Below are 12,758 nucleotides of genomic sequence, written 5' to 3'. Positions count from 1 at the left end.
GCCTGCGGACCCCTGCCGTTGCGCGGTGCCGAACGCGAGTGGAAGTCTGGTGGTGGGCACTGATTCGGGGGACGCCCGTGAGCCGCCCGGTTCGCGGGGTTCGGACCGCCGCCCAGCGGTCCGCGCGCCCACCGTCGCCGAGCGGTGGCACCGGGCCCGTCCCACCACTGGAGGTACCCGTGGACAGAGCCGGCGGTTGGGGAGACGACGTCTACCAGCCAGACGGATCCGAGATCCAGGACGACGCGGGGCTGCTGGACGCCGAGGACACCCTGGTCGCCGACGGTGTGGCCGACCCCCTGGACCGGGGCTGGTCCCCACCGGAGCGGCCCTGGGCGGTGGAGCACACCGGTGTGACCGCGGCGGAGCGGCTGCGCGGCGAGACCCTGGAGCAACGCCTCGCCGAGGAGCTCCCCGACGTCGCCTACCCCGACGGGGACGGTATCGGCGACTCCCAGGACACCGACGGCGAGCCCCTGGACAACGAGGTGGGAGACCTCCGCTCCGGCCGTCTCGTCGCCCCCGACCAGGGCGCGCACGAGGACGAGGAGAGCGGGCTGATCGCCACCGACGTGGGCATCGACGGCGCGGCGTCCTCCGCCGAGGAGGCGGCGATGCACATCGTGGACGAGGATTCCCCGTAGGCCCGACCCGGCCCGCAGCATGGCGGCCGGGGTCGAGCGGTGCGTCAGATGACGTTCAGCGCTGCCGCCGCGCCCACTCCCCCGAGCACCATGAACACGGGCATCAGCACCCGCAGCTCCACCCAGCTGCCGGCCCGGAAACGCATCGCCTTCGGCGGGCCCAAGGGGTACCAGCGCTTGCGCCCTATCGGTATCGGCCACAGGATCGGGCAGCCCGACACGGTCAGCGAGTCCCCGATGTCGTGCACCAGGGCACCGAGCACGATCGGCAGCCCGAGCCACAGATACTCCTGGCCCGGCTGCGTGAACAGCCAGTCCGCCCCGTTGCCCGGCTTGTCCAGGACACCCGCGAGGATCCAGGCACTGGTCGCGGCCAGCAGCCACACCAGCACATCGCTGCTCGATCCCCGGGCCGCCCGCCACAGCAGGCCTTCGATGGCCAGCACCATGTGCACGAAGAGGAGCGCCAGCACCGCCCAGCGGCCACCGGTGATCGCGACGGCGGAGGCGCCGGCGCCGAGCAGCGCCGCCCACAGCCAGGTGTGCGTGAGCGTGCGGTGCCCGCCCGAGCGCCGCGGGTCGCCCTGCTTCTTCGTCGCCTTGTAGACGGCGTACGAGAGTTTGTCGACGATCTCGCAGACCCAGCGCGACAGCGGACCGAAGGAGCGCGAGATCGTGGCCGCCTTGTGGTCCAGGTCCGGGGCGAGCGCGGCACCCGCGCAGATCAGCGCACCGACCAGGAGGACCGGCCAGGGCATCGTGTGCCCGGCGGCGGCCGCTGCCGCCCCTACGCCGAGCCAGGCCGCGGCTCCCGACAGTGAGTGTGCTGGTCCCATCATGGCCGTGCCCCGTCCCATTCCGTTCGTGCCGCTGTCCAGGCGCCTTGTGCCGCTGTCCAGTTGTCCAGGTGCGCTGACGTTCCGTCGGCGCCACAGCGTAGCGTTCGCGATCTTCGGTCCGGCATCCGATTCCCCCATCGGGTGCGCGGACAGGCAAGATGGGGGCGTGACCCTCATCGATCAGCTGCCGCGGACCGCCGACCCCGACGCCCTCTACGAAGCCTTCGAGTCGTGGGCCCAGGAACGCGGTCTCACCCTCTACCCCCATCAGGAGGAGGCGCTCATCGAGGTGGTCTCCGGTGCGAACGTGATCGTGTCGACGCCCACCGGCTCCGGCAAGAGCATGATCGCGGCGGGTGCGCACTTCGCGGCCCTCGCCCGGGACGAGGTCACCTTCTACACGGCTCCGATCAAGGCGCTGGTGTCGGAGAAGTTCTTCGAGCTGTGCAAGATCTTCGGCACCGAGAACGTCGGCATGCTCACCGGCGACGCCTCCGTGAACGCCGACGCCCCCGTCATCTGCTGCACCGCCGAGGTGCTGGCGTCCATCGCGCTGCGCGACGGAAAGCACGCCGACGTCGGCCAGGTCGTGATGGACGAGTTCCACTTCTACGCGGAGGCCGACCGCGGCTGGGCCTGGCAGATCCCGATCCTGGAACTGCCGCAGGCCCAGTTCATCCTGATGTCGGCGACGCTCGGCGACGTCTCGATGTTCGAGAAGGACCTCACCCGGCGCACCGGCCGCCCCACCTCGGTGGTCCGCTCGGCGACGCGTCCGGTACCGCTCTCCTACGAGTACGTGCTGACCCCGCTGACGGAGACGATCACGGAGCTGCTCGCCACCAAGCAGGCTCCCGTCTACATCGTGCACTTCACCCAGGCGCAGGCCGTGGAGCGGGCGCAGGCGCTGATGAGCATCAACATGTGCACGCGGGAGGAGAAGGACCAGATCGCCGAGCTGATCGGCGGCTTCCGCTTCACCACCAAGTTCGGCCGCAACCTCTCCCGTTACGTGCGCCACGGCATCGGCGTCCACCATGCCGGCATGCTGCCCAAGTACCGACGCCTGGTGGAGAAGCTGGCCCAGGCCGGTCTGTTGAAGGTCATCTGCGGCACGGACACGCTCGGCGTCGGCGTCAACGTCCCCATTCGCACCGTGCTGTTCACCGCCCTCACCAAGTACGACGGCAACCGGGTGCGGACGCTGCGGGCCCGTGAGTTCCACCAGATCGCGGGGCGTGCCGGGCGGGCCGGCTTCGACACGGCGGGCTACGTGGTGGGGCAGGCGCCCGAGCATGTCATCGAGAACGAGAAGGCGCTCGCCAAGGCCGGTGACGACCCGAAGAAGCGTCGCAAGGTGGTTCGCAAGAAGGCGCCCGAGGGGTTCGTCGGCTGGACCGACAACACCTTCGAGAAGCTCATCTCCTCCGACCCGGAACCGCTCACCTCCCGCTTCCGGGTCACCCACACGATGCTGCTGTCGGTGATCGCCCGGCCGGGCAACGCCTTCGAGGCGATGCGCCATCTGCTGGAGGACAACCACGAGCCGCGCAAACAGCAGCTGCGGCACATCCGCCGAGCGATCGCGATCTACCGGTCGCTCCTGGACGGCGGCATCGTCGAGAAGCTCGACCAGCCGGACGCCGAGGGCCGCATCGTCCGGCTGACGGTCGATCTGCAGCAGGACTTCGCGCTCAACCAGCCGCTGTCCACCTTCGCGCTGGCCGCGTTCGAGCTGCTCGACCCGGAGTCGCCGTCGTACGCCCTCGACATGGTCTCCGTCGTGGAGTCGACGCTGGACGATCCGCGCCAGATCCTCGCCGCCCAGCAGAACAAGGCACGCGGCGAGGCCGTGGCCGCGATGAAGGCCGACGGGGTCGAGTACGAGGAGCGCATGGAGCGGCTCCAGGACGTCAGCTACCCCAAGCCGCTGGAAGAGCTGCTCTTCCACGCGTACGACACGTACCGCAAGAGCCACCCCTGGGTCGGCGACCATCCCCTGTCGCCGAAGTCGGTGATCCGGGACATGTACGAACGGGCCATGTCCTTCACGGAGTTGACCTCCCACTACGAGCTGGCCCGCACCGAGGGCATCGTGCTGCGCTACCTCGCCGGCGCCTTCAAGGCCCTCGACCACACCGTCCCCGACGACCTGAAGTCGGAGGACCTGGAGGACCTGATCGCCTGGCTCGGTGAGATGGTGCGCCAGGTCGACTCCAGCCTCCTCGACGAGTGGGAACAGCTGGCCAACCCCGAGGAGATGACGGCCGAGGAGGCCCAGGAGAAGGCCGACCAGGTCAAGCCGGTCACCGCCAACGCGCGTGCCTTCCGTGTCCTCGTCCGCAACGCCATGTTCCGCCGTGTCGAGCTCGCCGCGCTCGACCAGGTGGGCGAGCTGGGTGAGATGGACGCCGAGTCCGGCTGGGACGCCGAGCGGTGGGGCGAGGCGATGGACAAGTACTGGGACGAGTACGAAGAGCTCGGTACGGGTCCCGACGCCCGTGGCCCCCGGCTGTTGATGATCGAGGAGGAGCCGCAGAACGGGCTGTGGCGCGTCCGGCAGACCTTCGCCGACCCGAACGGCGATCATGACTGGGGCATCAGCGCGGAGGTCGACCTCGCGGCCTCCGACGCCGAGGGACGCGCCGTCGTCAAGGTCACCGACGTCGGTCAGTTGTGAGCACAGGAGAGGCCAGTACATGACGACCAACCCCGCCGAGCGGCTCGTCGACCTGCTCGACCTGGAGCAGATCGAGGTCAACATCTTCCGTGGGCGCAGCCCGCAGGAGTCCCTGCAGCGTGTCTTCGGCGGCCAGGTCGCCGGCCAGGCGCTGGTGGCCGCCGGGCGCACCACGGAGGGCGACCGGCCGGTGCATTCGTTGCACGCGTACTTCCTGCGCCCGGGCCGTCCGGGCGTGCCGATCGTGTACCAGGTCGAGCGGGTCCGCGACGGGCGGTCGTTCACCACGCGTCGGGTCACCGCAGTCCAGCAGGGCCGCACGATCTTCAATCTGACCGCCTCCTTTCACAAGCCTGAAGAGGGGAGCTTCGAGCACCAGCTGCCGCCGGCCCGGAAGGTGCCGGACCCCGAGTCGCTGCCGACGGTGACGCAGGAGATCACCGAGCATCTGGGCACGCTTCCCGAGCAGTTGGAGCGCATGGCCCGGCGTCAGCCCTTCGACATCCGGTATGTCGACCGGCTGCGCTGGACCCCCGAGGAGATCGAGAACGCCGAGCCGCGCAGTGCGGTGTGGATGCGGGCGGTGGGCCCTCTGGGGGACGACCCGCTCGTGCACACCTGTGCGCTGACGTACGCCAGCGACATGACCCTTCTGGACGCCGTCCGTATCCCGGTCGAGCCCCTCTGGGGCCCGCGTGGCTTCGACATGGCGTCGCTGGACCACGCCATGTGGTTCCACCGGCCGTTCCGCGCGGACGAGTGGTTCCTCTACGACCAGGAGTCCCCGATCGCGGTGGGCGGTCGCGGACTGGCCCGCGGCCGCATCTACGACCTGGAGGGCCGTCTGCTCGTGTCGGTGGTCCAGGAAGGGCTGTTCCGCAAGCTCGACGTCTGACCTGTGGGTCAGGGGTTTCCGCGGGTCAGGGTTTTCCGCGCCGGAGCCATCCCAGCAGGCGGCTTCGCCCTTCGGGGGCCGTGGCCGTTGTCGGCCGCCGTTTCCCGGGCCGCCGCCCGGCCTTACGCGGGTGCGGCCCGGATCGTGCTGTGGCCACGGGTGTCCCGTGCCGGTCGGCGGCTGTCGCCGCCGGCAGTTTCCGGCGGGACCTCGGCGCGAGTCGGTGGGCTCGGGCCTCGGCCAGGGACTGTCGCAGGTCCGTCCGCAGCCATTCGATCTCGTCGGGGTCGTCCGCCGTCATGATCCGCGCGGTGATCTGTGCGGCGGGCGAGTCGGGCGGACCGTGGTCGGCCCGGGCGGGCAGATGACTGTTCAAGTGGGCGCGCTCGTAAGGATCCTGGACGATCTGCGCGACCTGGAGGGGATCGAGCAGGGAGGCCGGAGCGGCAGCCCGCTTCCAGGGGTCGTCGGCCTGCCGCAGCAGGAATCCGAGATGCCGTCCCCGCCAGTTCCGGGGGCGCAGGTCCAGCCCAGCGGTCAATCGATGCCTCAGCTCCTCCGGGATACGGCCCGTCAGCCAGGGGGCGTTCTTCTCGTCGGCCGCGAACTGCCGTAGTTCGACCGCCAGATAGAGCCAGACCACGGCGCGGTAGCGGTTGAGATAGAACTTGACCGGCGTGACCAGTCCCAGCCGTGCGAGACGCATGAACCGAGAGGCCGACACGCCCAGGATTTCGGCGGCTGTGCGGGAACCCACGGCCTCGATCCGTTCCCTCAGCGCTTCCGGGAAGCCCTCCTCGGCACGGAGCCGGCCGATCTCCGTTTGTGGGATCCGACGGCCTCCGCCTCCGTCGTCGACGACTGTTCGTAGGCAGCCCAGGTGGACGGCGAGGTCGAGTTCGCTTCGTTTCAGGCCCAGTTCGCGGGCGGCACGGCTCGGTGCGAGGGTGCGGCCGGTCGCCCCGGCCGGTGTCGGCGTGGTGCTCGGTGTGGTGGGTGTGACGGGCTCGGTGGTCGTGCGGTGCGGGGCGGATCGCGTGATGGTGTCGCCGGACATGGTGGTTCTCCCCCGTGTGGTGCGGTGCTCGCGCTGTCTCGCGCTCGCCTCGGGAAAAACCGTAGCCCGATCGCCGAAAGTCGTGGTGGGCCTGTGGATAACTCCGCACGCTGTGGCGAAAACAGCAGGTCAGCGGTCTATGGACGCCGAACGTTCGGGCTGGCGGGCATCCACTGCGAGGTGTTCGCCGACACGGTTCACCAGCAGCGTCATCTCGTACGCGATCTGACCGATGTCCGCCTCCGCGGCGCTGAGCACGCACAGACAACTGCCCGGTCCGGCCGCGGTGACGAAGAGCACCGCGTCGTCGAACTCGATCATCGTCTGCCGTACGTCACCGGCGCCGAAGTGGCGACCCGAGCCCTTGGCGAGGCTGTGCAGTCCCGACGAGACCGCTGCGAGGTGTTCGGAGTCCTCGCGCCGCAGGCCGGTGCTCGCCGCGGTGACGAGTCCGTCGGTGGACAGCACCAGAGCGTGCCGTATCGGTTCCACGCGCTCGGTCAGGTCGTCGAGCAGCCAACCGAGTCCCGCGTTCTGCGCCATCGCTCGCACTCCCCGTTTCGTCGTTCCCCCTGGCGAGGAGGATCCGACGATTCAGCCTTCCCCACCGTCGGCGCCGGAGCAAGCAGGATGGGGACTTGGCAAGGAAGATGACCGACAAAGAATGCCGGGCCTTCTTCGCGAACAGCGACAACGGGCGCTTCCCCACCCGAAACAGCGGCGTCGAGGGACGGAAACCGGCCAGAAACACCTGTATTGACGTCGCATCAGCTCACGGAGTCGAGCAGCCGGGCGGTGTGCATCCGTCCGGCGTATTCGACGAGCCGTATCAGTACTTCCTTCCCGGAGTCACGGTCCCGGGCGTCGCACAGGACCACGGGGGTGCCCTGGTCGAGGTCGAGAGCGCGGGAGACGTCGGGGGCGCCATACGCGCGGGCGCCCGAGAAGCAGTTGACGGCGACCACGAACGGGATGTGGCGGTGCTCGAAGTAGTCGACGGCCGGGAAGCAGTCCTGGAGTCGCCTCGTGTCCGCGAGGACGACGGCACCTAAGGCCCCTTGCGCCAGTTCGTCCCACAGGAACCAGAACCGGTCCTGGCCCGGTGTGCCGAACAGGTAGAGCGAGAGCCCGGACCTGATGGTGATGCGGCCGAAGTCCATGGCGACGGTGGTGGTGACCTTCTGGTCCACCCCGTCGGTGTCGTCCACCGACTGGCCCACCTCGCTCAGCAGTTCCTCGGTGCGCAGCGGCCTGATCTCGCTGACCGCGCCGACCAGAGTGGTCTTGCCCACGCCGAACCCACCGGCGACGAGGATCTTCAGTGCCAGGGCGCCCGTGTCGCCCTCTGTCTCATCCGAGTGCTCGGAGACCATCGATCACTTCTCTCGGGAGTGTCGGCCGCGGTCGACATCGGTACGGCTGTCTGGGGGTGGTTGTGTCCGTGCGGTCGTGTCCGTACGGCTGCGAGGAGTCAGCATCATGGCAACTGCCACTCTTCCGTGGGGCGTTGGACCGGTTTTTCACGCCAATGACTGCTTTGTGTACATTCGGTGCCGGGTTGGACGCACAAGTCGGTACGGGCCGGCCCCCTGCTCCTGTTCATCTACAGCGCCCTCAGCCCCTCGATCACCTCGCGCAGGATCCGCTCGTCCGGCAGTTGCGCGGGCGGCACGGGGCGGCTGACGGTGAGACGGCCCAGTTCCAGAAGGTCACCGAGGAGTACCCGCACCACACCGACGGGCAGGTCGGCGCCCGCGGCGAGTTCGGCGACCGACTGGGTCTCGGTTCGGCACAGTTCGACGAGGGCGCGGTGTTCCGGGCCGAGCGAGGTGTCGTCGTCGCCCCCGGGTGTGGCGGTGTCGAGCGAGACCAGTGCGATCAGGTCGAAGCGGGCCCCGCTCGGGCCGGGCTTGGTGCGTCCGCCCGTCATGGCGTAGGGGCGGACGAGCGGCCCGGCCTCGTTGTCGTACCACCGGCCGCCCGGCGGCTCGTGCGAAGCGCCTGTGCTGCCTTCGGTCATGAGCACGGCCCGTCCCTGGTTCATCCGGCCGCGGGCGGGCGCGCGCCGGCGCGGGTCGGTGTGTGGAGGTGCTCTCCGACGCGTTTCACCAACCGTGCCATCTCGTACGCCACCAGCCCGATGTCGGCCGTGACGGAGGTGAGGACGGCGAGACAGGAGCCGTCACCGGCGGCGGCCACGAAGAGGAAGCCGTCGTCCATCTCCACCATGGTCTGGCGTACGCCGCCGGCGCCGAAGTGGCGGCCGGCGCCCTTGGCGAGGCTGTGGAAGCCGGAGGCGACGGCGGCGAGGTGCTCGGCGTCCTCGCGTTTGAGGTCACTGGAGGCGCCGACCGCGAGTCCGTCGTTGGACAGCACCACGGCGTGCCGTACCTCGTGTACGCGCAGTACCAAGTCGTCCAGCAGCCAGTCGAGTTCACCGGACCGTTCGCCGGCCCTGGTGATCGGGTCCTGGATCATGCGGGGTCTCCTTCGCTGCTGTCGCTGTCCATCGCGGGGCCGTGAGTGACGTTCGGGCCGGGTGCCCTGCCGCCGCCTCGCACCCAGCCGTCGCGGTAGGCCGCGAAGCGGTCTCGTACGAGTTCCGGAGTGCGTGCGTCGTCGGCCCGGGAGGGCGCCGCCGACGCGGATTGCCCGGTGCGCTGTTCGCGCAGTTGGGGGGCGAGGTGCGCCTGGCGTACGCGGCGGGGCAGTTCGTCGGTGCGTTCCGGTTCCGGTGGGTGGCGGTGCGGCCGTAGAGCGGTGACGCCGGGCGGCGGCTCGGGCGGGCCGTCCGCCGTGGTGGGCCCGGCGGAGGCGACGGGGGCGATGAGGGCACGCCGGTCGGTGGCCTGTTCGACGGGTTCCTGGTGCGGGACCGCGGCCACGCGCGCGTACTCGCGTTCCTCGGGTCGAGGCCCTGCTTCGGCGGCGGCTCGGGGGGAACGTTCCGGCACACCGTTGTGCAGCAGGTCGGTGGGGAGGAGGACCACCGCGGTCGTGCCGCCGTAGGGCGAGGTCCGCAGGTGGACCTTGATGCCGTGGCGGGCGGAGAGCCGGCTCACCACGAACAGGCCGAGCCGGTCGCTGTCGAACAGGTCGAGGGCCTCGGACTGTTCGATCCGCCGGTTGGCCTCGGTGAGCGTCTGCTTGCCCATGCCGAGCCCCCGGTCCTCGACCTCCACTGCGTATCCGTTGCCGACCGGTTCCCCGGTGATCCGCACGCGCGTGTGGGGCGGCGAGAACTGGGCGGCGTTCTCCACCAGTTCCGCCAGGAGGTGGGTGAGGTCGGCGACCGCGGTGCCGACGATCTTCGCCTCGGGGAGTTGCCGTACCTCCACGCGCGCGTAGTCCTCGATCTCGGAGACGGCCGCGCGGACCACGTTGGTCAGGGAGACGGGCATGCGCCAGGCGCGGCCCGGAGCGGCTCCGGAAAGGATGATCAGGCTCTCCGCGTGGCGCCGCATACGTGTGGTGAGGTGGTCGAGGCGGAAGAGGTCGCTGAGTTCGTCGGGATCGTCGGAGCGGCGTTCCATGCTGTCGAGCAGGCTCAGTTGGCGGTGCACGAGGACCTGGCTGCGGCGGGCGAGGTTGACGAAGACCCCGGAGATGCCGCCCGCGAGTTCGGCACGCTCGACGGCCGCTCGGAGGGCCGCCCGGTGCACGGTGCCGAGGGCCTCGGCGACCTGACCGGTCTCGTCCTCCGCGGGTGGCCCGGGCGGGGCCTCGATGTCGACGTCGATCTCCTCTCCGGCGCGCAGTTTGCGCATGGCGTGCGGCAGTTTGCGGCGGGCGATCTCCAGGGCGCCGTTGCGCAGGCTCACCAGCTCGACGACCAGGCCGCGTCCGATGCGTACGGAGATGACGAGGGAGGCGGCGACGGCGACGAGCCCGAGAAGCACGGCGGCCCCGGCCGGGGTGAGCAGGGCACGGGCGAACGGGTCGGTCCGCTCGGCGACCCGGCGTCCGGCGTCGGACTCGATACCGCGCATGCCGTCCCGCACGCGCGCGTGGGCGGATTCCCAGGCCGCTTCGGGAGCGGCGTCGAGTGCCTGGGCTCCGGCGTGGCTCGCGAGCACCTTGTCCTCGACTGCGCGCAGGTCGGCGTAGGCGCGTCCCCCGGCGAGTTCCTGCCAGGCGGCCCGTTCGGGGCCGCGCAGATCCGCGCCGGCGGCCTCGGTCAGGGTGCGGCGGGTGTCGACGGCGCCGGTGAACAGGCGCAACCGCTCGCGGTCGAGGGTTCCGGCCAGGCGGGCGCCGGCCAGGAGCGTGTCCTCCCGGGCCAGGGCCTCGCCCGCGCGGGAGAACTCGAGCAGCACGCGCGCGTCGGAGCCGAGGTCGGCGTCCTGGACTCCGGTGAGCGCGCCGCCCACGGCGAAGGCGGCGGAGATGGTCGTGGTGTACCGCTCGTACGTCTCGGTCCAGCCGCTGCGGCGGTCGAGCACCGACGTCCGCAGCGCGCGCAGTTGTTCGGCTCCGGTCACGAAGCCGGCGAGTCGTTCCGCCACTCCTGCGGGCAGGTCGGTGCCGTCGGCGATGGTGTGCCGGTCGCCCAGGCGCAGTGCGTCGACCGCGCGTTCGGTGCGCCGCGACAGGCTCCGCAGGGTGCTCTCGCGCTCCGTGGAGGGCCCGGTGGCGTAGCGTACGGCGGCCACGCGCTCGGCCTGGAGGGCGGCGACGGCGTCGGCGACCGGGCCGCGTACGGAGGCGTGGACGCGCTGCGACTGCCGGAAGGTGGCGACGTCCTGGGCGGTGGTCACGGTGGCGTGGGCCCACAGGGCGAGCAGGGAGACGACGGGCACCATCAGCAGGCAGATGATCTTGGCCCGGACGGTGCGGGGGCGCAGATGCCATCGCCCCGCGCGCGTGGGCGGCCCGGTCGGGGGCGCGCCGGTTCCGTCGGGGTCGAAGCGCTCGTCGGCGGGAGGTCCGGCGTGGGCGCGGCGGCCACGTATCGCGGGCTGGGGCGGCGCCTCGGCGCCGGCTGTCGGGGTCCTGCGGGGTGTACGCATGGCCTCCTCGATCGGAGTGGTTCACAGGGGCGGGTCTCGAAGGCCGCCGCGCGGCTAGTGGGCGGCGGCGTTCTCGACCGGCTGCTGGGCCGACGCGGATGCCTCGCGCTCCCCTGCCGTCGGTGACAGCGCGACGAACGCCGAGGTGAGGAAGAGGTAGGACCCGAGGCCGACGGCGAGGGGGAAGATGAACTGCATCGCCGTGGCCCCGGGCAGTACCGTCCCGGACGGAGTGACCTCCACACGCACCGCCCACATCGCGGTGTAGTGCATGCTGCTCACCGCTCCGCCCATGACCAGGGACGCGACGGTGACCGCGATGGGCGACGCGATGTTGAGTGCCGCCCAGAGGGCGGCGGTCGCCGCGACGACGGCGATCGCGACGGAGAGCGCGACGAGCGCCGGGTCGTAGGTCACCTCGCCGTGCAGTTGTACGGCCGCCATGCCCAGGTAGTGCATGCTCGCGACGCCCAGGCCGGTGGTGAGCCCGCCCAACAAGAGCGCCCGGGCGCGGTCCCGGCCGTAGCCGACGGCGAAGACTCCCGCGCAGACCACGATCATGGCGACGAGGAGGCTCAGGATGGTCAGCGGTACGTCGTAGCGGATCTCCGTGCCGCTGACGCCGAAGCCGAGCATCGCCACGAAGTGCATGGTCCAGATGCCGGTGCCGATCGCCGAGGCCGCGGTGACGAGCCAGTTGCGGCGGGACCTGCCGGTGGCGCCGAGCGCCCGGACCGTGCAGCGCAGTCCGAGGGCGGCGCCGATGCAGGCCATGACGTACGACAGCGCGGGGGTCAGCCAGCCGAAGATGGCGTGGTCCAGGTGTCCCATGGCTCCGGGACGCTAGTGGGGGCACGGGAGCACGCAGGGGGCGCATTTCGAAAGGTGCTGCAATGTGGCGCATATATGCACGGGAACGATCGCCTGCCGCCCGAACATGTGCGTCATCCCCTGGCCGTTCTCCGGTGCGGGATCATGCGGAGCATGAGCGACGACCACACACATGTCCAGGAGTTCTTCTCGGCGCGCGCGGCCCATTGGGACACCCGGTTTCCCGACGACGGACCCGCCTACGCCGCGGCGGTCGCCGAGCTGGGCCTGGGCGACGGCGACCGGGTGCTCGACGCGGGGTGCGGCACGGGGCGGGCCCTGACGCCGTTGCGCGCCGCCGTGGGCCCCTCCGGGGTGGTGCTCGGGGCCGATCTGACACCCGCCATGCTGGAGGCCGCCGTGCGGGCCGGACGGGACCGCGACGGGCAGTTGCTGCTCGCCGACGTGGCCGTCCTGCCGTTGTGTTCGGAGTCACTGGACGCGGTCTTCGCCGCGGGTCTCGTCGCACACCTCCCGAATCCCACCGAGAACCTGCGGGAGCTGGCCAGAGTGGTCCGGCCGGGCGGCACGCTGGCGCTCTTCCACCCCATCGGCCGGGCGGCGCTCGCCGCGCGTCAGGGGAGGCAGATCACCCCGGAGGACCTGCGGGCCGAGGCGAACCTCCGTCCGCTGCTGGCCGGGGCGGGCTGGCGCATGACGTCGTACGTCGACGAGGACGCCCGTTTCCTCGCGCTCGCCGCGCGCGCCGGCTGAGCCCCGGCGCCGCCGGGAAGGGCCGCGCCGCACAGTCGTCCTGAATGTGC

The 12,758-nt window shown here is 70.9% G+C and carries 12 protein-coding genes; 4 read left to right on the top strand and 8 right to left on the bottom strand.

Features of this window, described 5'->3' with window-relative positions:
- Window positions 1-179 precede the first annotated feature (179 nt).
- Complete coding sequence (locus ABT147_RS36450) at window positions 180-644, top strand: DUF5709 domain-containing protein (protein WP_351414385.1); 465 nt, start codon at window positions 180-182, stop codon at window positions 642-644.
- A gap of 44 nt (window positions 645-688) precedes the next feature.
- Here ABT147_RS36450 and ABT147_RS36445 read toward each other — a convergent pair whose 3' ends face one another.
- Complete coding sequence (locus ABT147_RS36445) at window positions 689-1,483, bottom strand: metal-dependent hydrolase (RefSeq protein WP_351414383.1); 795 nt, start codon at window positions 1,481-1,483, stop codon at window positions 689-691.
- A 166-nt stretch (window positions 1,484-1,649) separates the two neighbouring features.
- Between ABT147_RS36445 and ABT147_RS36440 the strand changes: the two genes are divergently transcribed.
- Together ABT147_RS36440 and ABT147_RS36435 are read left to right on the top strand one after the other, a co-directional pair.
- A complete protein-coding gene (locus tag ABT147_RS36440; protein ID WP_351414380.1) occupies window positions 1,650-4,163 on the top strand; it encodes a DEAD/DEAH box helicase in 2,514 nt (837 codons plus the stop codon).
- Window positions 4,164-4,182: 19 nt separating this feature from the next.
- Window positions 4,183-5,058, top strand: coding sequence for an acyl-CoA thioesterase (locus tag ABT147_RS36435; RefSeq protein ID WP_351414378.1), 876 nt, complete (start codon window positions 4,183-4,185; stop codon window positions 5,056-5,058).
- Window positions 5,059-5,083: 25 nt separating this feature from the next.
- Here ABT147_RS36435 and ABT147_RS36430 read toward each other — a convergent pair whose 3' ends face one another.
- The 7 genes from ABT147_RS36430 to ABT147_RS36400 all read right to left on the bottom strand — a co-directional run bounded on the left by ABT147_RS36430 (window position 5,084) and on the right by ABT147_RS36400 (window position 11,955).
- Window positions 5,084-6,115 (bottom strand): DUF6397 family protein, encoded by a 1,032-nt coding sequence (locus ABT147_RS36430; RefSeq protein WP_351414376.1) that lies wholly within the window; start codon window positions 6,113-6,115, stop codon window positions 5,084-5,086.
- A gap of 129 nt (window positions 6,116-6,244) precedes the next feature.
- Window positions 6,245-6,658 (bottom strand): roadblock/LC7 domain-containing protein, encoded by a 414-nt coding sequence (locus tag ABT147_RS36425; protein ID WP_351414373.1) that lies wholly within the window; start codon window positions 6,656-6,658, stop codon window positions 6,245-6,247.
- A gap of 224 nt (window positions 6,659-6,882) precedes the next feature.
- Window positions 6,883-7,488 carry a GTP-binding protein gene (locus tag ABT147_RS36420; RefSeq protein WP_351414370.1) on the bottom strand — a complete coding sequence of 202 codons (606 nt, stop codon included), beginning with the start codon at window positions 7,486-7,488 and terminating at the stop codon, window positions 6,883-6,885.
- A 230-nt stretch (window positions 7,489-7,718) separates the two neighbouring features.
- Complete coding sequence (locus tag ABT147_RS36415; protein WP_351414369.1) at window positions 7,719-8,135, bottom strand: DUF742 domain-containing protein; 417 nt, start codon at window positions 8,133-8,135, stop codon at window positions 7,719-7,721.
- 20 nt (window positions 8,136-8,155) lie between these two features.
- Complete coding sequence (locus ABT147_RS36410; protein ID WP_351414368.1) at window positions 8,156-8,593, bottom strand: roadblock/LC7 domain-containing protein; 438 nt, start codon at window positions 8,591-8,593, stop codon at window positions 8,156-8,158.
- Window positions 8,590-11,124, bottom strand: a complete 2,535-nt coding sequence (locus ABT147_RS36405; protein ID WP_351414367.1) for a sensor histidine kinase — start codon at window positions 11,122-11,124, stop codon at window positions 8,590-8,592. The genes ABT147_RS36410 and ABT147_RS36405 overlap by 4 nt, the downstream gene beginning before the upstream one ends.
- A gap of 54 nt (window positions 11,125-11,178) precedes the next feature.
- On the bottom strand, window positions 11,179-11,955 hold the full coding sequence (locus ABT147_RS36400) for an MHYT domain-containing protein (protein WP_351414365.1): 777 nt from the start codon (window positions 11,953-11,955) through the stop codon (window positions 11,179-11,181).
- Between the two features lie 153 nt (window positions 11,956-12,108).
- Between ABT147_RS36400 and ABT147_RS36395 the strand changes: the two genes are divergently transcribed.
- Window positions 12,109-12,708: a class I SAM-dependent methyltransferase gene (locus tag ABT147_RS36395; RefSeq protein WP_351414363.1), complete on the top strand. Its 600-nt coding sequence runs from the start codon at window positions 12,109-12,111 to the stop codon at window positions 12,706-12,708.
- The last annotated feature ends 50 nt before the right edge of the window (window positions 12,709-12,758 follow it).

Origin of the sequence: Streptomyces sp. NPDC001868 (genome assembly GCF_040297125.1) — a bacterium.
In the GTDB taxonomy this organism is placed as follows: Bacteria; Actinomycetota; Actinomycetes; order Streptomycetales; family Streptomycetaceae; genus Streptomyces.
This window is presented reverse-complemented; position numbering and strand designations above follow the sequence as displayed.